The sequence below is a fragment of the Klebsiella sp. G-Nf4 genome, assembly GCF_002810615.1.
GTDB classification, from domain to species: Bacteria; Pseudomonadota; Gammaproteobacteria; order Enterobacterales; family Enterobacteriaceae; genus Klebsiella; species Klebsiella variicola.
Genome location: NZ_PION01000011.1, coordinates 161,319 through 179,010, shown reverse-complemented (window position 1 = coordinate 179,010; position 17,692 = coordinate 161,319). Strand labels below are relative to the sequence as shown.

Sequence of the window (17,692 nt, the reverse complement as noted above, 5' to 3'; positions counted from 1 at the left end):
TCCCTCACCCCGGCCCTCTCCCAACGGGAGAGGAAGAAAGGCGGCATGACGCCCTGTCGGTATCCTCTCCCCAACGGGGAGAGGGAAAGGGTGAGGGGACGGCCTCTTAGCGTTTTGAACCGTAATACACTTCATTCCAGCGCAGCGCGTCCTTGAAGGACGGCAGACGGGTATCGTTGTCGATGACCGTCAGCTCGATATTGTGCAGCTCGGCGAACTGGCGCATATCGTCGAGGTTCAGCGCATGGCTGAAGACGGTATGGTGCGCGCCACCGGCGATGATCCAGGCTTCCGAAGCGGTACGCAGATCCGGCTGCGCTTTCCACAGGGCGTTGGCCACCGGCAGCTTCGGCAGATCGTGCGGCGTCGGGACGGTTTCAATGGTGTTGACCAGCAGACGGAAGCGATCTCCCAGATCGATCAGGCTGGCGACAATCGCCGGGCCGGTCTGGGTATTGAAGATCAGGCGTGCCGGATCCGCTTTGCCGCCGATACCCAGCGGCTGGACGTCGAGGATCGGTTTCTCGGCGGTAGCGATCGTCGGGCACACTTCCAGCATATGCGAGCCGAGCACCAGATCGTTGCCGTTGTCGAAGTGATAGGTGTAATCCTCCATAAAGGAGGTGCCGCCCTGCAGACCGGTTGACATCACCTTCATGATGCGAAGCAGAGCGGCGGTTTTCCAGTCGCCTTCGCCGGCAAAGCCATAGCCCTGCTGCATCAGGCGCTGTACGGCGAGACCAGGAAGCTGTTTCAGGCCGTGGAGATCTTCAAAGGTGGTGGTAAAGGCGTGGAAACCACCCTGCTCGAGGAAGCGTTTCATCCCCAGCTCAATGCGCGCGGCGTCCAGCACGTTCTGGCGCTTGTCGCCGTGAACCTGCGCTGCCGGGGTCAGACGGTAGCTGCTTTCATATTCATCGACCAGCGCGCTGATATCGCCGTCGCTGATGCTGTTGACCACCTGCACCAGATCGCCGACCGCCCAGGTGTTCACTGAGAAGCCAAACTTGATCTGCGCCGCCACTTTATCGCCGTCGGTCACCGCCACTTCGCGCATGTTATCGCCGAAACGGCACACTTTAAGATGGCGGGTATCCTGTTTGGAGACCGCCTGGCGCATCCAGCCGCCGATGCGCTGGTGGGCTTCTTTATCCTGCCAGTGGCCGGTGACCACGCTGTGTTGCTGGCGCATACGGGCGCCGATGAAACCGAACTCGCGGCCGCCGTGCGCGGTCTGGTTCAGGTTCATAAAGTCCATATCGATGCTGTCCCACGGCAGCGCGGCATTGTATTGCGTATGGAACTGCAGCAGCGGCTTGTTGAGGATGGTCAGGCCGTTGATCCACATTTTTGCCGGCGAGAAGGTATGCAACCAGACCACTAACCCGGCGCATTTGTCATCGTAGTTGGCGTCGCGGCAGATATGGGTGATTTCGTCCGGGGTGGTGCCCAGCGGCTTAAGGACCAGTTTGCACGGCAGTTTGGCTTCCGCATTCAGGCTGTTCACCACATGTTCGGCATGCTTCGTCACCTGGCGCAGGGCTTCCGGGCCGTACAGATGTTGGCTGCCAATAACGAACCATACTTCATAGTTATCAAAAATCGTCATTTTCGTATCCTTAATGGGTGAGCGCTGCCTGAGATTGCGGGGCTTTTTCCGTCTTTGCAGCCGAAGGGAGATAGTGTTGTTCAGCGCTGACCGACCACTGCTGGTAGCGCTGATAGAGTTGTTCGAAACGTTGTGCCTGCGCCGGGCGCGGCTGCAGAGTGGTTTCCACCTGGCTTGCCATTCGCTGCTGGGCGGCGGGAATATCGTCGTAGACGCCGGCGGCGACGGCGGCGAAGATAGCCGCCCCCAGCGCACAGCACTGATCGGAGGCGACAATCTGCAGCGGGCGGTTCAGCACGTCGCAGCAGGCCTGCATGATGACCTGGTTTTTCCGCGCGATACCGCCGAGGGCCATCACGTTGTTAACCGGGATCCCCTGCTCGGTGAAGCACTCCATAATGGCGCGCGCGCCAAAGGCGGTGGCGGCGATCAGGCCACCGAACAGCGCAGGGGCGTCGGTCGCCAGATTAAGGTCGGTGATCACCCCTTTCAGACGCTGGTTGGCATTCGGCGTGCGGCGGCCGTTGAACCAGTCGAGCACCACCGGCAGGTGATCGAGCGAGGGATTACTGGCCCAGGCTTCGGTGAGCGCCGGCAGTAACTGTTTTTGGCTGGCTTTGATTTGCTCGCGCAACGCCGGTTGCTGTTGAGCCAGCTGTTCCAGCGGCCAGCCGAGAATGCGGCCAAACCAGGCGTAAATATCGCCGAAGGCGGACTGGCCTGCCTCCATGCCGATAAAGTGCGGAACCACGCTGCCGTCGACCTGCCCGCAGATGCCTTTTACCGTGCGCTCGCCGACGCTCTCTTTATCGGCAATCAGGATGTCGCAGGTGGAGGTGCCGATGACTTTCACCAGCGCGTTAGGCTGTGCCCCGGCGCCAACGGCGCCCATATGGCAATCGAAGGCGCCGCCGGAGATGGCCACAGTCTGCGACAGACCCAGACGCTCGGCCCACTCTGCGCTCAGCGTGCCGACCGGCACATCGGCCGTCCAGGTATCGGTGAACAGCGGCCAGGCCAGATGCTGGTTAATGATGGGATCAAGCTCATCGAAGAAGCTGGCCGGCGGCAGACCGCCCCAGCTTTCGTGCCACAGCGATTTATGTCCGGCGCTGCAGCGGCCGCGGCGCAGATCCTGCGGGCGCGTGGTGCCGGAGAGCAGGGCAGGCACCCAGTCGCAAAGTTCTACCCACGAGGCGGCTGCCTGGGCGACGGCGCTATCTTCGCGGGTGACGTGAAGGATTTTGGCCCAGAACCATTCGCTGGAGTAGATACCGCCGATATAGCGCGAGTAATCCTCTTTACCCGGCTGGTGGCACAGGCGGGTGATCGCCTCGGCTTCCTCGACCGCCGTGTGATCCTTCCACAGGACAAACATGGCGTTAGGGTTGTCAGCGAATTCTTCGCGCAGCGCCAGCACCTTGCCCTCGGCATCTACGGGAGCCGGGGTTGAGCCGGTGCTGTCGACGCCAATGCCCACGACGTCGGCGCGCTGTTCGGCGCTCAGCGAAGCGAGCACGCTTTTCAGCGCCGCTTCCATGGACTCGATATAATCTCGCGGGTGGTGGCGGAACCGGTTGTTAGCCCCATCGCAATACTGTCCTTCCCGCCAGCGCGGATACCACTCCACGCTTGCCGCCAGCTCTGCGCCGGACGCGCATTCCACCGCCAGGGCGCGGACTGAGTCACTACCAAAGTCGAGGCCAATCGCAATTGCCATCTTGTTACTCCATGCAGAAATCATTCATGCAGCAACAGTAGATACCCCCGGCAAAATCCGTCAGGCCGGATTCGCTAATCTTATGGATTATTTTGCTGTCACCTCGCAAAGTGTGACGCCGTGCAAATATTCGATGTGGACTTTCCTGCCGTATTTATAGACACTTTTGTTACCCGGCATATCACGGTGGAATGCACGCTGCTGGCGCTTTTTTCGCTTACTGTGCGGCTTTTTAGCGAAATTCCCACCGCCGTCGCAGTCGCGACAGGGCCGAGAGCGATAAAATGATGAATATGGACAATTGGTGTCACTAATACCTTCGGGGAGAACCACGCGTATGGCCGAAACGCAAAACGATCCGCTGCTGCCGGGCTACTCTTTTAACGCTCATCTGGTCACCGGCCTCACGCCGATTGAGGCGCAGGGATACCTGGATTTCTTTATCGACCGCCCGCTGGGCATGAAAGGCTATATTCTCAACCTGACGATCCGCGGCGAGGGTGTTATCAATAACCACGGCGAGCAGTTCGTCTGCCGGCCGGGCGATATGCTGCTGTTCCCGCCAGGGGAGATCCATCACTACGGCCGCCATCCCGACGCCAGCGAGTGGTATCACCAGTGGGTCTACTTCCGGCCACGCGCCTACTGGCACGAGTGGCTCAACTGGCCGACGATCTTCGCCCAGACCGGCTTTTTCCGTCCGGATGAACAGTGGCAGGCGCGCTTTGGCGAACTGTTCGGCCAGATCGTCGATGCCGGGCAGGGGGCGGGGCGCTATTCCGAACTGCTGGCGATAAATCTGCTGGAACAGCTGCTGCTGCGGCGCATGGAGGCGATCAACGAATCGCTGCATCCGCCGCTGGATAACCGGGTGCGCGACGCCTGCCAGTACATCAGCGACCATCTGGCCGACAGCCATTTTGATATTGCCAGCGTCGCCCAGCACGTCTGCCTGTCGCCCTCGCGTCTGTCGCACCTGTTCCGCCAGCAGCTGGGGATCAGCGTGCTCGGCTGGCGGGAAGATCAGCGCATCAGCCAGGCCAAACTGCTACTGAGCACGACGCGGATGCCGATCGCCACCGTCGGGCGCAACGTCGGTTTTGAAGATCAGCTCTATTTTTCGCGCGTATTTAAAAAATGCACCGGCGCCAGCCCGAGCGAATTCCGTGCAGGATGTGAATAAAAAGTAAAGAAAGTGAAATGATGACCCGCTTAAATGTCACAGCCAGTAAACTATTAAGACAATTGGTGGCTTGACGAGGGCGCGATGGCTCCGGAGAATCCGGGCTTCGTTTTTTAACCGGGTACATTATGCAAGCATTGCTGGAACACTTTATCACCCAATCCACGGTCTACTCGTTGTTAGCCGTGATGCTGGTGGCCTTTCTCGAGTCGCTGGCGCTGGTGGGGCTTATCTTACCCGGAACGGTGATGATGGCCGGCCTTGGGGCGCTTATCGGCAGCGGTGAGGTTAACTTCTGGCAGGCGTGGCTGGCGGGGATCGTAGGCTGCCTGCTGGGCGACTGGATCTCATTCTGGCTCGGCTGGCGTTTCAAAAAGCCGCTGCACCGCTGGTCGTTTATGAAGAAAAACCGTGCCCTGTTGGAGAAGACCGAGCATGCGTTGCATCAGCACAGCATGATCACCATTCTGATCGGCCGCTTTGTTGGGCCGACGCGACCGCTGGTGCCGATGGTCGCCGGGATGCTCGATCTACCGGTGGCGAAGTTTGTGCTACCGAATATTATCGGCTGCCTGCTCTGGCCCCCGCTCTATTTCCTGCCCGGCATTCTCGCCGGGGCGGCGATTGATATTCCGGCCGATGAAAACAGCGCCAGCTTTAAATGGCTGCTGTTAGGGGCGGCGCTGCTGGCCTGGCTGGCAGGGTGGCTGTGCTGGCGGCTGTGGCGGAGCGCGAAAACCTCAGGCGATCGCCTGACCCGCTGGCTGCCGCGCGGCCGACTGCTGTGGCTGTCACCGCTGATGGTGGTGGTCGCCGCGACGGCGCTGACTCTGGTCTGCCGCCATCCGCTGATGCCGGTCTATCTGGCGATCCTGCACAAGGTTATTGCGCGCTGATGCCCATCAGATGCGAGGCGCTGCTGTTGCCGCTTAACAGCTCGGCGGTGGCGCCATCCCAGACAATCCGCCCTTCGGCGACCACTATCGAGCGCGGCGCGATGCGCGCGGCATCTTCCACGCTGTGGGAGACCATCAATAGCGTGAGCTGCTGCTGCTCGCAGACATCGGCGACCAGGGACAGCATCTCCTGACGCAGCGCCGGGTCAAGCGCTGAGAAGGGTTCATCCAGTAACAGCACTGGCTGCTGGCGCACCAGACAGCGGGCCAGCGCCGCGCGCTGCCGCTGACCGCCGGAAAGCTCGCCCGGCAGGCGTTCCAGCAGCGCATCAATTCCCATCTGTCCGGCCATCGCCGCCACCTGCGCCTGCTGCTCGCGGCTCAGTTTCAGGCCCGGGTGGATCCCGAGGCTGATATTCTGCCGAACCGTGAGATGGTTAAACAGGTTATTCTCCTGGAACAGCATTGAGACCGGACGCTGCGCCGGCGGCGTCGCGTTATGCGTCTCGCCGTTGATCTGCAGGCTGCCGCTGGCGGGCGGCAGAAAACCGGCGATCAGATTCAGCAGCGTGCTCTTTCCGGCGCCGCTGGGGCCGAGCACCGCGATACGCTCGCCGCGCGCGACGTCGAGGGTAAAGCGCATCGGCAGATGCTGGTACAGCCAGGTCACATCATTGAGTTTTAGCATCACGCCCCGGAAGTTTTTCAATCAGCGTAAATAATAAGAAACAGAGCAGCAGCAGGAGCAGGGCGGTGACGGCGCCGTCCTGGCTGCGGTAGGCGCCTATCTGCTGGTACAGATAGAAAGGCAGGGTGCGGAACGCCTCGTTACCGAACAGGGCCACCACGCCAAAGTCACCAATCGACAGCACGCAGGCGAAGGCGAGCGCCTGGGCCAGCGGGCGCCGGAGGGCGCGAAGCTCAACCACCCGCAGCCGCGTGAAGCCTTCAATCCCCAGCGACTGGCACAGCATACTGTAGCGGGCGGTCACGTCGCGCATCGGGTTTTCCAGCACTTTAAGCGCGTAGGGGATCGCCATCAGGGCATTGGTGAAGATGACGATGCCGTCGGCTGACTCCGGCAGTCCGACGCTGTTACTGAGCAGCAGAAAAAAGCCAGTGGCGAGCACAATCCCCGGCATCGCAAGGATTAACATGCCACTCAGCTCCATCGCCTGCCCGGCCAGCGGCCGCTGGCGGGCGCGCAGCTCCCGGCTGCTCCACAGCAGCATCATCGTCAGGGTTACGCTCAACAGCCCGGCGGCGATGGCGATGCGCAGAGAGGTACTCAATGCCTGCCAGAGCGCCGGCTGCGCCAGCACGTTCAGCATGTTGCGGTTGATCCCGTCGACGATGACCGCCAGCAGCGGCGGGAGCAGCAGCAGCAGGGCGGCGCCGATCAAGAGTCCATCACTCAGGCGGCTATGCAGGCGATCGTCAGGGTCGCGCCAGCCGTGGACATGGCTGACGCCGATAGCCACCGCTTTACTCAGACGCTGGCTGAGCAGCACCAGCGCGAGGCAGCAAAGCATCTGGATCAGCGCCAGCATTGCCGCTCGCGCCGGATCGTAGTCAAAGCTCAGCGCCTGGTAGATAGCCAGCTCAATCGTGGTGGCTTTCGGGCCGCCGCCCAGCGAGAGCACGGTGGCGAAGCTGGCAAAGCAGAGCATAAAAATCAGCGCAGCGACGGCGGGAATGTGCCGGCGCATCCACGGCCATTCGACGAAGCGGAAGAAGGCATAGCCGCGCATGCCAAGCTGGGCGGCAATTTGCCGCTGTTCACCAGGGATACTCTCCAGCGCCTGCAGCAGCAGGCGGGTGGCCATCGGCATATTGAAAAAGACGTGCGCCAGCAGGATGCCCTGCAGACCGTAGGGCGAGAAATCCCACTGCCAGCCGAGCGCGTGGAACAGCGCGGCGATCCACCCCTGGCGGCCATAGACGCTGAGGATGCCAAACACCGCCACCAGCACCGGCAGGATCAGGGTCATTGCGCACAGGCGCAGCAGCAGCGTGCGGCCCGGGAAGCGACGCCGGTAAAGCGCGCGGGCGAGAAAGATCGCCGGCCCCACCGAGAACAGCGCTGACAGCGACGCCTGCCAGAAGGAGAAGCGCACCACGTGCCACAGGTAGCTATCGCTGAAGACCGATTGCCAGCCCGCGCCGGGCGCGCTAAACCACAGCGCCATAAATGCCGCTAGCGCGACGACGCAGAGCAGGGTGGCGGCAAAAAGGCCCGGTAATAGCCCGCTAAGGTTTAGCGGCTGACGGCGCGTTGCCATGCATTAATCCAGGTCTGACGCTCGCTGGCGACCTGCTGCGGGGTAAACGACAGGGTGGTCTGCGGCTTCACCAGGGTATCAAACCCGGCCGGCAGCGCGACCTGAGTCACCGGGTACATCCAGTTCCCGGTGGGGATGGCGTTCTGGAAGCCAGGCGAGACCATAAATTTGAGGAACTTCTCCGCCAGTTCCGGCTGCTTGCTGGCGGCGGTACGCGCGGCAACTTCGACCTGCAGATAATGGCCTTCAGCGAAGCTCGCCGCCGCATAGTTGTCTTTCTTCTCTTCAATTATGTGGTAAGCCGGCGAGGTGGTGTAGCTTAAGACCAGGTCGCTTTCCCCTTTCAGAAACAGACCGTAGGCTTCACTCCAGCCCTTGGTGACGGTGACCGTTTTCGCCGCCAGCTTCTGCCAGGCCTCGGGCGCTTTATCGCCATAGACCTTTTGCATCCACAGCAGCAGACCCAGCCCCGGGGTGCTGGTGCGGGGATCTTCGTAGATGACGCGCCATTTCTGCGGGCTCTCAACCAGCTCTTTCAGGCTCTTCGGCGGGTTAGCCAGTTTATTTTTGTCATAGACGAAGGCGAAGTAGCCGTAATCGTAGGGGACAAAGGTGTCATTATCCCAGCCGCCCGGCACGCTGACCGCGCTGGCAGGTACGTGGCTTTTGGCGAACAGTTTACTCTGCGCCGCGGCTTCCAGCAGGTTGTTATCCAGGCCAAGCACGATGTCGGCTTTGCTGTTCTTGCCTTCCATGCGCAGGCGATTCAGTAGCGAAACGCCATCTTCCAGGGCGACGAACTTCAGTTCGCAGCCGCAGTCCGCTTCAAAGGCTTTTTTGACCGCCGGGCCGGGGCCCCAGTCGGCAGAGAAGGAGTCATAGGTATAGACGGTGAGGACAGGCTTAGCCAGAGCGGGCATGGCGACCAGCGCCAGCAGCGGGAGTAATTTTTTCAACACTTTGCACCTCAGAAAAAAGGGGTGGCAAAGGATTTTGAGTGAGCCTCAAATCCCTTCGCCGGCGTTATCCGGATCAGGTTCGACGGGTATTTTCTCAGCCCATACGCTTCATCCTTCAAGCCGCATCTGCGTTAGCTTCGCGCGTTCACCCAAGTCACATAGTTATCTATGCTCCAGGGGATTCACCCGCTTGCTGCCTTGATGCAACTTGAATGATATTGCGTATGTTTATTAGCACCCCGTTGAGAACGGCCTTAGTGTAATGATTTTGTCAGATGACGGAAAGCGCTTACGGCTCCGGCGGCGCAAACCACGCGGATTTAAAGTCGAACCAGCCGAGGGTGTTCATCCGTACGCCGCGCATACTGCGCTGCCCCTGAATCATCAGCCAGTGGTGGATCAGCGGCACGATATGTTGCCCGGCCAGCAGCCGCTGGCTCCAGGTGGCCGGATTAAACTCTCCCGCGCGCCAGTTGCAAGCGTCTGCCTGCCAGTCAATGGGGATGCAGCGCTGAATGAGCGGGACTTCGTACAGATAGGCGAAGAGTGAGAATTCGATCGGCAAGGTGAAGTTAACGCTGTTGAGCCAGATATCGCTGACCACCTCGCCGCGATGCCAGGCATCGTACTCCAGCTCCTGGATCTCCAGCTTCACCTGATGCGCTGCCAGCAGGTCACGCATAATCCCGCCGATCACCCGGTGTTCGACATGATCGCGGTAATAGGTGAGGGTGACGGTCTCCAGCCCCGCAGGCTTCTCGCAGGCGTGGTTACTGGCGTGATGCCAGCGCGGCAGCAGGCCGTAGGCGGGAAACCAGTTGCCCTGGTAGTGTTCGCCCGCATGGTAGAGCAGGTTGGCGGGCTGAAACAGATAGCTTAACCAGCGACGCACCGCGTCGTTGGCCCCCAGCGGGCTTCGCGAGTCGAACAGCAGGTAATAGCAGCCCTCTTCCAGGCGACTCTCCACCGCTTTTTCGCTTTCGGTATTGCCCTGCAGCGTCAGGCCCCCATTGGGCTCTTCACTAATTTCCGGCAGCACCCAGACGTTCACCTCATCGATCAGCGCCCGGTAGCCAAAATAGTCTTCAAAGGCATGGATCTTGAGCTGGTTCTGATTGTTACGCACCACGGCATAAGGGCCGGTGCCGACCGGCATGGAGGAAAAGTGGTTCATGGTCTGCCACTCCTGCGGCAGCACCATCGCCGGCACCTGACCCAGCAGCCAGGGCAGCCAGCGGTCGGGCTGGCGCAGATGAATATCCAGGGTCCAGGCGGTGGGCGATTCGATGCGTTCGATATGTGAATAGAGCGGCAGGGCATTGCTGCGCTGCAGAGAGGCGATTACATCCTCCATCTCCAGCTCACGGCCATGGTGAAAATGGATGCCCGGGCGGAGGAAAAAGCGCCAGTGGGTGGGGGTCAGTTGCTGCCAGTGGTGGGCAATATCGGCTTCCAGTTCCCCATTTTCCTCATTTACCCGCGTCAGGGCGCTGAATATTTGCCGGGCAATATGCGTTTCCGAACGCCGCAGCGCGCTGCCGGGCAGTAAATTCTTCATCGGACGGTAGTAAAGCACGCGCAGGATATGCCGCCCCTGGCGAAAGCTGCGGCCAAGATGAGAGATCAGCATCTGGCGGACGGCGGCCTTATCGCCGACCAGCTGCACCAACTGATCGATGCGATCCTGCTCGAGGAGATCTTCGGCACGCTGCTGCTGCAGGGCGAGACCGGTATAGAGAAAGGTCAGCCGCGAACGCTTGCCGCGGCCTGCCTCCGCCTCCCAGGCCAACCAACCGCGGGACTCCATCATATTGAGCAAGGTGCGCATATGACGGCGCGAGCAGCTCAGCATTTCCGCCAGCTCGTTGAGGGTGGTCTCCTGCGACTTGCCGTCGCAGCACTGCCATAAGCGGATGAACTGTTGTTGCAGACGGCTGGAAGACATAAAAGGGGAACTCCTGCGCAAAACTCAGCAATTTATTACTCCCCATATTAAGCCAATAATGAATCCCGATGAAGCGAGGAGGTGAATATGATGAGGTCTACCGCAAAATCGTTCTACCAGCGCTATTTTTCTGCGACGCAGGATGCGTCCTGGCTGGCCCGCCTGATGGCAGGACGACAACAGGAAATCCTGGGAGAACTGATGCAGTGGGGAGTGACGTCAAAGGCCTCTGATCATTGACTTGCAGACATCATGTGTGACTGAGTATTGGTGTTATACTCGTCGTTTTTCACGCTGCAGGGGCGTTGGCCGCGACCGATCGTTTCGCTGTCGATGCGCTCAGGGCCTAACGTTTTGGCCACGCTCACCCTTTCAGGGCCAGCGCAAGCGCTGTGCAAAACGGTTAACCGTTTTGTCCTGCAACATGAAACCCATAGAGTATAGAATCACCCGCCAGCAGAAATCCTCTGCTGGCTTTTTTCGTTTACTTCGCGTGTGTTAAGGACATTTCATGCTGTGGTTGATGACGATGGGGCGACGGCTAAACGGCGTCTATGCCGCCTTTATGCTGGTTGCTTTTATGATGGGCGTGGCGGGCGCGTTGCAGGCGCCGACGTTGAGTTTGTTTCTCAGCCGCGAAGTAGGGGCGCAGCCGTTCTGGGTGGGCCTGTTCTACACCGTGAATGCTATTGTCGGGATTCTGGTGAGTCTGGCGTTGGCTAAGCGCTCCGATAGCCGCGGCGATCGGCGGCGGTTAATTATGCTCTGCTGCCTGATGGCGGTGGGCAATGCGCTGCTGTTTGCCTTCAATCGTCACTACCTGACGCTAATTACCTGCGGCGTGATGCTGGCGTCCATCGCCAATGCCGCGATGCCGCAGCTCTTCGCCCTGGCGCGGGAGTATGCCGACAGCTCAGCGCGGGAAGTGGTGATGTTCAGCTCGATCATGCGCGCCCAGCTGTCGCTGGCGTGGGTGATTGGCCCGCCTCTGGCCTTTATGCTGGCCCTCAATTATGGCTTTACCACCATGTTTTCCATTGCGGCGGGCATCTTTGTGATTAGTCTGGCGCTGATTGCCATCAAACTGCCCTCGGTCCCGCGGGTGGAACAGCCTTCGGAAGAGGCGGCGGCGCTGGTGCAGGCCGGCGGCTGGCAGGATAAGAACGTACGCATGCTGTTTATCGCCTCCACGCTGATGTGGACCTGCAACACGATGTATATCATTGATATGCCGCTGTGGATCAGTAGCGATCTCGGCCTTCCCGATAGCCTGGCCGGGATCCTGATGGGCACTGCCGCCGGACTGGAGATACCGGCGATGATCCTCGCCGGTTACTACGTGAAGCGCTTTGGCAAACGGAAAATGATGGTGGCGGCGGTCGCGGCCGGTGTGCTGTTTTATGCCGGGTTGATTCTGTTTCATGAGCGTACGGCGCTGCTGGCCCTGCAGCTGTTTAACGCGGTCTTTATCGGTATTATCGCCGGGATCGGGATGCTGTGGTTCCAGGATTTAATGCCGGGCCGGGCGGGGGCAGCGACCACCCTGTTCACCAACAGTATTTCCACCGGCGTGATCCTCGCCGGGGTGATGCAGGGGGCGCTGTCGCAAAGTTATGGCCACGCCAGCGTCTACTGGACGATCGCCGCGATTTCGCTGGTGACGCTGTTTTTGACCAGCAAGGTGAAGGATATCTGACAAACCGCCTTGCCCCGGCGTACAGCGTCGCCGGGGCAAGCTGACTACTCCAGGACGATACGCTTGATATCGCCGATGATAAAAATGTAGGCAATCACGCCGATCAGCGCCGTCAGGCCGACGTAGATCAGTGCGTAAAAGAAATTACCCGTTGCGGAAATAATCACGCCAATTATCAGTGGCGCAATAATGGATGCCATATTGGCACAGAAATTAAATATGCCGCCGGTGAGGCCTGCCATATTTTCCGGGGCAATATCAGAAATTAATGTCCAGCCCAGACCGACCATTCCCTGGCCAAAAAACGCCACCGACATAATAATGATAACGGTGCTGTTAGCGCTTACCCAGTTCGCCGCAATAATACAGCTGGACAACAATAAACCGGAAATTATTGGTAACTTTCGACTGATGTTGACGGAGCCGGTTCGCTTCAGCAACCGGTCCGAGAGCCAGCCGCCGAAGAGGATGCCGATTGCGGCGGCGAGGAAGGGCCAGGTGGCGAAGAATCCGACGTGAAGCCAGGGAAGATGGCGCTCATTGGCAAGATAGCTGGGAAACCACGTCAGGAAAAACACCAGCGTAGTGTTCCCGGCGAACTGACCCAGACTGGCGCCTACGATCTGACGACAGCCCAGCAGACGCCTGGCGTCACGCCAGTTAAATGGAATGTTCTGGATTTTATTGTTAATGTTGTTTGCGCCGATGTAATCCAGCTCTGCTTTATTAGCCGTGCGTGATTCATGCGGTTCGTGATAAAAACGCCACCATACCAACGTAAATAAAATACCTAATCCGCCGGTGAGAAAAAACAGCGTTCTCCAGCCATGGTGTTCGAGGATTAGAAATAACAGCGGCGAGAAAGCGGCCAGCCCTATATATTCGCCAACTGTATATGTTGCCGTCGCCCGCGCGCGCTCATGCTGGGGAAACCAGGTGCTGACGATGCGGCTGTTGGCCGGAAAGCAGGGCGCTTCGCTGACGCCAAGCCCCAGGCGCAGGAGGAGCAGGGTTTTCAGCCCGAGGGTAAAACTTTGCAGCAGAGTAAACAGCGACCAGAAGAAAATAGACAGGGCATAAGTGAGCTTGTTACCAAAACGGTCTAAAAATACCCCGCCAGGGATCTGCGCCAGCGCATAGGTCCAGGCAAAGGCGGAGAAAATGATGCCCATCATCGCTGGATCGATATGAATTTCCTGGGTTAATTGTGGGGCGACAATACCCAGGATGGTGCGATCGAGATAATTGATCATCGTTCCGACGGACAACAGCAGTAAAATAACTATCCGAACGCGGCTTCTTTTTTTCGTCCCCGATGAGGAAGTGAGGACTTCCTGAGAGTTTGACATACTCATAGCGAGTTCCTTTAAAGTTTAAAATATTTTTGCATATATTCGCACATGCAAAAACATCTCCAGGAACTATAGATAGTATCTATGAATGGCAACGCTTTGTTGCACATTCATACGCTTCACAAAAGAATATTTGATGTAACGCCGATATTTACCCGCTCCCGCACATTATTGGTGGCTTGCATGGTATATTAGCGTCAGTGCATTTATTCTTATATTATACGGGCAAAAATAATGAACCTAAAGCAACTTTATTATTTTAAACGTCTGTCTGAAACCGAACATTACACCGAAGCCGCCTCCAGTCTGTGCATCACCCAGCCCTCGCTAAGCCATGCGATATCGGAGCTGGAGAAGGAGTTAGGGGTCGCGCTGTTCGCCAGACAGGGACGGAACGTTAAAATTACGCAAAACGGCAAGCGTTTTTTGCCGTATGTCGAAGATGCGCTGGCCTCGCTGGAGAATGGCCGGATGACATTACAAAAAAATGGCGCCGAGAATAAAGAGAATATTCGCATCGCCTTTATTTACACGATGGGCGAATATGTTGTTCCGCAGTTAATTAATCAATATTCTCTTTCACCTGAATGTCACAACGTTACTTTTTCTTTTACTCAGGGGACATCGCTGACCCTATTGCAGGAGCTGAAAGCTGGCAAAGTCGATCTGGCGATTTGCTCTTATATTGCGGATGAGCCGGATATCGATTTTATTCCTGTTATTCAGCAGGAGCTGGTGGTGGTCACGGCGAAGGATCATCCGTTGGCCCGCCTGTATGAACATGAGGTCGATCTGGTAGAGACGATTCATTATCCCTATATCTATTTTTCAGAGAATAGCGGTTTACGTCCGTTTATCGATAATGTGTTTATGCAGCAAAAGCTGGTACCGGAGATCGCCTGCTACGTGGAAGAGGATACCGCGATGGCCGGGCTGGTCAGTATTGACTATGGGATCGCGATTATGCCGCGGATCTCTGCGCTCTCCTATTACAACGTTCACATCCTGAAGATTAAAAACACCATCCCCCCACGTTACATCTATCTGGCGACAATGAAAGATCGGCTACTTTCCCCGGCGCTACAGTCATTTAAAAATGTGGTTATCCACGACAGCCAGAATCTCTGTTAGCGGATGGCCCGGAGATCGCCTCCGGGCCATTCGGGCATCAGGAGAGAATATCCATCACTTCACGTAGTTTGGCGATGGCGATCTGTCCTGGCGCAGAAGCCTGTCCTACGGTGCCGAAGGTCATCGCCGAGCCGAATAAGCGCCCGGTCACCCGGCTAACGCCACCGGATTTCCCCATCGACATGGTAATCAGCGGGCGAGTCGCATATTTTTCTTTCATGGTCAGCGTGGCGGCGAGCAGGGTCAGAACGTCCTGCGGCGACTGCGGCATCACCGCGATCTTCGGCAGGTCGGCACCCAGATCCTGCATGCGGCGCAGGCGATAGATAATATCTTCCTGAGCGGGGGTCTTGTGGAAATCATGGTTACTCATGATCACCTTGACGCCCGCGGCATGCGCATCGTCAACCAGCGCGCGGATCTGCGCTTCATCATTGAATAGCTCGATATCGATAACATCAACCAGTCCGCTGCGCGCGGCTTCGCGATTGAGCGTGAAATATGCTTCGTCGCTGATCTCGGTTTCGCCACCTTCTTTTTTGCTGCGGAAGGTGAACAGCAGCGGGAGCGCTTTCAGCGCGCCACGGATTTCCGCCAGCGCGGTCATCACCTGGGTCATGTCTCTGACCTGGGTAAAGTGGTCAACGCGCCACTCGATAATATCGGCCCCGGCGTCAACCAGGCCGTGGGCGTTACCCAGTATCTCATCCAGGGTTTTGCCGATCAGCGGTACACAAATGAGGGTTTCCCCTTCCTGAAAGGTTATGTTCTTTACGGTTACTGCATTTGTCATGTAGGTATCCATTATTGTTCGCGTTGAACCTCAGGCGGTGACTGCGGTGCGGGACACTTTTTGTGCCGCCCGAGCCTGCAGTTGACGATAGCCGATGTACAGGGCGATCACAAAGCCGATTACGGCGATCAGAAGATCAAACCACATAATGCTGGCGATACTGATCTGCGAAAGCTTTGCGGTGATCAGCGGGATCGTGAAGCTGGCGATACTGCCGGCGGTGTAGAAGATCCCGGTTGCCTTGCCTTTTCCGTTCGGGAAACTCATCGCCATGATGGTTGCTCCCAGCTGCAGTACCCCGCCGGCGGCGGCAAAGCCGATGACAAAGGCGAAGCCGGTGACCATCATCGGCGTCGGGAACAGGCACACCAGCAGCAGCGAAATCATCGACAGGCCAGTATAGATGATCATGGCGATGGCTGAGCTGAACACCTCTTTGACGAAGGCGGCGGTCACGAAGACGCAAACCAGCGAACCGACGGTATAGATGCTAAGCAGTTTAATCGCCGAGGCATAGGGCAGGCCGACCACAAACTGACCGTACTGCGCCAGCCACTGGCTGACCAGATAGAAGGTTGCCATGCCAATGTAGCCGTACAGGGTGAAGACCACCATATCCAGTTTATTGGCCTGCGGCCGGGCAGTTGCTTCCGCCTGCGCCGTGGAGGTTTCCTCTTTTTTCGCCGACTGGCTATCAGGGAACGGCATTTTGAGCAGGTAGATACCGCTCAGGACAAACAGCCCCGCTGCAATCACGAACGAATAGCCGAACCACAGATTCGCCCAGATCAGGAAGCTGATAATGAACGGCAGCAGGAACTGCCCGGCGGAAACGAAGGCTTTGATCAGCACGTTGGCCCGGCTGGCGGAGTGCGGGAAAGACTCCATCAGCGCCGGATAGGTTCCGGAGTCGAGGAAGCTATTCGCCAGGCCCGCCATAATGCCGAAGACGTAGGCCAGATAGATATTTTTAGTCAGCAGGATGCCGACAAAGAAGATTAGATAGCTGAGGATCCCCAGATAAATAAAAGGCTTACGGCCAAAGCGATCCGACAAAAAGCCGGTCACAATGGTCGCCAGCTTGCCGATACCTAACGAGGAGATAACGATGGATACGCCAGCAGCATCTGTTCCCCACTGTTCCTGAAGATGGGCCATGTTGAGGGTGATTAAAAGCACCCCCATGCCGTGGATCAGGTAGTTGAGATACAGCCCTGCCGCAGTAGGGATGTATTTATTTTTCATCATTCGCCTCTTAGAACAGAATGCTCTTGATGTAATCAACCGGCATCTGTTTACCCGTCCAGATTTCGAACGCGCGCGCGCCTTGCCACAGCATCATCCCCAGACCGTTCAGGGTGCGGCAGCCTTTTTTCTCCGCCACTTCCAGCAGGTGGGTTTTACGCGGGTTGTAGACGACGTCAGAGACGATCAGATCCGGGCGCAGGAAGCTGTCGTTCGGCAGCAGCATTTGGCCTTCGAACGGCTTCATGCCAACGCCGGTGGCATTGGTCAGGATCACGCTGCTGTCGATTTCGGCGCGCAGCTTGTCATGATCGTCGAGATCGAACAAATGGATCTCGCAGTTGGTGTTGTTGCGGATCTTAGCTACCGTTTCTTCGGCGTTGGCGAAGAATTTATCGCGGCGGTTAAAGATGGAGATTGCTTTCACGCCATCCAGTGCCGCCTGGACGCAGAGCGCGGTCGCCGCACCGCCGGCGCCGAGCACGGTCATCTTCTTGCCGATGATATCGATACCCGCTTCGCTAAGGGCGCGCATATAGCCGGTGCCGTCGGTGATATGCCCGGTCAGTACGCCATCGTCGTTGACCACGGTGTTGACCGCCCCGACCAGCTGCGCCGCCGGCGACAGTTTATCGAGATACTGGCAAATTTCGGTTTTGTTCGGCATAGAGACATTAAAGCCGCGCAGCTTCATTGCCCGGAAGCCCTGCACAACGTCTTTCAGCTCCTGATTACCGACTTCAAAAGCCAGATAAACATAGTCCAGCCCGAGATGGGCGAAAGCCTCGTTATGCATGGTGGGTGACATGCTGTGGCGAATCGGGGTGGCGATCAGGCCAATCAGCTCAGTGTGTCCAGTAATACGTTCTGCCATGACAAAA

15 protein-coding genes and 1 riboswitch are annotated in these 17,692 nt (G+C 58.0%); of the genes, 5 read left to right on the top strand and 10 right to left on the bottom strand.

Annotated features, from left to right (window positions below):
• Positions 1-106: 106 nt before the first annotated feature.
• Both araA and araB read right to left on the bottom strand, forming a co-directional pair.
• A complete protein-coding gene (gene araA, locus CWM57_RS21480; protein WP_074386880.1) occupies positions 107-1,609 on the bottom strand; it encodes an L-arabinose isomerase in 1,503 nt (500 codons plus the stop codon).
• A 10-nt stretch (positions 1,610-1,619) separates the two neighbouring features.
• Positions 1,620-3,329 carry a ribulokinase gene (gene araB, locus CWM57_RS21475; RefSeq protein WP_074386879.1) on the bottom strand — a complete coding sequence of 570 codons (1,710 nt, stop codon included), beginning with the start codon at positions 3,327-3,329 and terminating at the stop codon, positions 1,620-1,622.
• Between the two features lie 337 nt (positions 3,330-3,666).
• Here araB and araC point away from each other — a divergent pair, with 337 nt between their 5' ends.
• Entirely contained in the window at positions 3,667-4,512 is an 846-nt protein-coding gene (araC, locus tag CWM57_RS21470; RefSeq protein WP_004204301.1) for an arabinose operon transcriptional regulator AraC, read from the top strand.
• Between the two features lie 128 nt (positions 4,513-4,640).
• Positions 4,641-5,408, top strand: coding sequence for a DedA family protein (locus CWM57_RS21465; protein ID WP_008807458.1), 768 nt, complete (start codon positions 4,641-4,643; stop codon positions 5,406-5,408).
• On the opposite strand, the gene thiQ is transcribed toward CWM57_RS21465, so the two are convergent.
• The 4 genes from thiQ to sgrR all read right to left on the bottom strand — a co-directional run bounded on the left by thiQ (position 5,395) and on the right by sgrR (position 10,594).
• On the bottom strand, positions 5,395-6,096 hold the full coding sequence (gene thiQ, locus CWM57_RS21460; RefSeq protein WP_074386878.1) for a thiamine ABC transporter ATP-binding protein ThiQ: 702 nt from the start codon (positions 6,094-6,096) through the stop codon (positions 5,395-5,397). The genes CWM57_RS21465 and thiQ overlap by 14 nt on opposite strands.
• The gene (gene thiP / locus CWM57_RS21455) at positions 6,080-7,690 is read right to left on the bottom strand and encodes a thiamine/thiamine pyrophosphate ABC transporter permease ThiP (protein ID WP_100676349.1); all 1,611 of its coding nucleotides are present in this window, start codon (positions 7,688-7,690) and stop codon (positions 6,080-6,082) included. Before thiP ends, thiQ begins: the two co-directional genes overlap by 17 nt.
• Positions 7,666-8,649, bottom strand: coding sequence for a thiamine ABC transporter substrate binding subunit (thiB, locus tag CWM57_RS21450; protein ID WP_100676348.1), 984 nt, complete (start codon positions 8,647-8,649; stop codon positions 7,666-7,668). The genes thiP and thiB overlap by 25 nt, the downstream gene beginning before the upstream one ends.
• Positions 8,650-8,681: 32 nt before the next feature.
• A riboswitch (TPP riboswitch) is annotated at positions 8,682-8,901 on the bottom strand.
• A 37-nt stretch (positions 8,902-8,938) separates the two neighbouring features.
• Entirely contained in the window at positions 8,939-10,594 is a 1,656-nt protein-coding gene (gene sgrR / locus CWM57_RS21445; protein ID WP_100631629.1) for an HTH-type transcriptional regulator SgrR, read from the bottom strand.
• A gap of 87 nt (positions 10,595-10,681) precedes the next feature.
• On the opposite strand from sgrR, the gene sgrT reads away from it, so the two are divergent.
• Positions 10,682-10,834, top strand: a complete 153-nt coding sequence (gene sgrT / locus CWM57_RS21440; protein WP_012542866.1) for a glucose uptake inhibitor SgrT — start codon at positions 10,682-10,684, stop codon at positions 10,832-10,834.
• A gap of 271 nt (positions 10,835-11,105) precedes the next feature.
• The gene (locus tag CWM57_RS21430; RefSeq protein ID WP_100631628.1) at positions 11,106-12,290 is read left to right on the top strand and encodes a sugar efflux transporter; all 1,185 of its coding nucleotides are present in this window, start codon (positions 11,106-11,108) and stop codon (positions 12,288-12,290) included.
• A 44-nt stretch (positions 12,291-12,334) separates the two neighbouring features.
• Here CWM57_RS21430 and CWM57_RS21425 read toward each other — a convergent pair whose 3' ends face one another.
• The gene (locus CWM57_RS21425; protein ID WP_100676347.1) at positions 12,335-13,645 is read right to left on the bottom strand and encodes an MFS transporter; all 1,311 of its coding nucleotides are present in this window, start codon (positions 13,643-13,645) and stop codon (positions 12,335-12,337) included.
• A 231-nt stretch (positions 13,646-13,876) separates the two neighbouring features.
• Here CWM57_RS21425 and CWM57_RS21420 point away from each other — a divergent pair, with 231 nt between their 5' ends.
• Entirely contained in the window at positions 13,877-14,773 is an 897-nt protein-coding gene (locus CWM57_RS21420) for a LysR family transcriptional regulator (protein WP_100631626.1), read from the top strand.
• Positions 14,774-14,810: 37 nt separating this feature from the next.
• Here CWM57_RS21420 and aroD read toward each other — a convergent pair whose 3' ends face one another.
• The 3 genes from aroD to CWM57_RS21405 are packed head-to-tail and all read right to left on the bottom strand — an operon-like array spanning position 14,811 to position 17,685.
• Positions 14,811-15,566 carry a type I 3-dehydroquinate dehydratase gene (gene aroD, locus CWM57_RS21415; protein ID WP_100676346.1) on the bottom strand — a complete coding sequence of 252 codons (756 nt, stop codon included), beginning with the start codon at positions 15,564-15,566 and terminating at the stop codon, positions 14,811-14,813.
• Positions 15,567-15,596: 30 nt separating this feature from the next.
• The gene (locus CWM57_RS21410; RefSeq protein WP_074386871.1) at positions 15,597-16,811 is read right to left on the bottom strand and encodes an MFS transporter; all 1,215 of its coding nucleotides are present in this window, start codon (positions 16,809-16,811) and stop codon (positions 15,597-15,599) included.
• A gap of 10 nt (positions 16,812-16,821) precedes the next feature.
• A complete protein-coding gene (locus tag CWM57_RS21405; RefSeq protein ID WP_008807448.1) occupies positions 16,822-17,685 on the bottom strand; it encodes a shikimate dehydrogenase in 864 nt (287 codons plus the stop codon).
• Positions 17,686-17,692 lie beyond the last annotated feature (7 nt).

What these genes read in the sequence shown, in the direction of transcription:
- araC (WP_004204301.1), top strand. Translation starts at nt 3,667, where the DNA reads ATGGCCGAAACGCAAAACGATCCGCTGCTGCCGGGCTACTCTTTTAAC.
- thiP (WP_100676349.1), bottom strand. Translation starts at nt 7,690, where the DNA reads ATGGCAACGCGCCGTCAGCCGCTAAACCTTAGCGGGCTATTACCGGGC.
- CWM57_RS21465 (WP_008807458.1), top strand. Translation starts at nt 4,641, where the DNA reads ATGCAAGCATTGCTGGAACACTTTATCACCCAATCCACGGTCTACTCG.
- CWM57_RS21410 (WP_074386871.1), bottom strand. Translation starts at nt 16,811, where the DNA reads ATGAAAAATAAATACATCCCTACTGCGGCAGGGCTGTATCTCAACTAC.
- CWM57_RS21425 (WP_100676347.1), bottom strand. Translation starts at nt 13,645, where the DNA reads ATGAGTATGTCAAACTCTCAGGAAGTCCTCACTTCCTCATCGGGGACG.
- araB (WP_074386879.1), bottom strand. Translation starts at nt 3,329, where the DNA reads ATGGCAATTGCGATTGGCCTCGACTTTGGTAGTGACTCAGTCCGCGCC.
- sgrR (WP_100631629.1), bottom strand. Translation starts at nt 10,594, where the DNA reads ATGTCTTCCAGCCGTCTGCAACAACAGTTCATCCGCTTATGGCAGTGC.
- aroD (WP_100676346.1), bottom strand. Translation starts at nt 15,566, where the DNA reads ATGACAAATGCAGTAACCGTAAAGAACATAACCTTTCAGGAAGGGGAA.
- sgrT (WP_012542866.1), top strand. Translation starts at nt 10,682, where the DNA reads ATGATGAGGTCTACCGCAAAATCGTTCTACCAGCGCTATTTTTCTGCG.
- CWM57_RS21430 (WP_100631628.1), top strand. Translation starts at nt 11,106, where the DNA reads ATGCTGTGGTTGATGACGATGGGGCGACGGCTAAACGGCGTCTATGCC.
- araA (WP_074386880.1), bottom strand. Translation starts at nt 1,609, where the DNA reads ATGACGATTTTTGATAACTATGAAGTATGGTTCGTTATTGGCAGCCAA.
- thiQ (WP_074386878.1), bottom strand. Translation starts at nt 6,096, where the DNA reads ATGCTAAAACTCAATGATGTGACCTGGCTGTACCAGCATCTGCCGATG.
- CWM57_RS21420 (WP_100631626.1), top strand. Translation starts at nt 13,877, where the DNA reads ATGAACCTAAAGCAACTTTATTATTTTAAACGTCTGTCTGAAACCGAA.
- CWM57_RS21405 (WP_008807448.1), bottom strand. Translation starts at nt 17,685, where the DNA reads ATGGCAGAACGTATTACTGGACACACTGAGCTGATTGGCCTGATCGCC.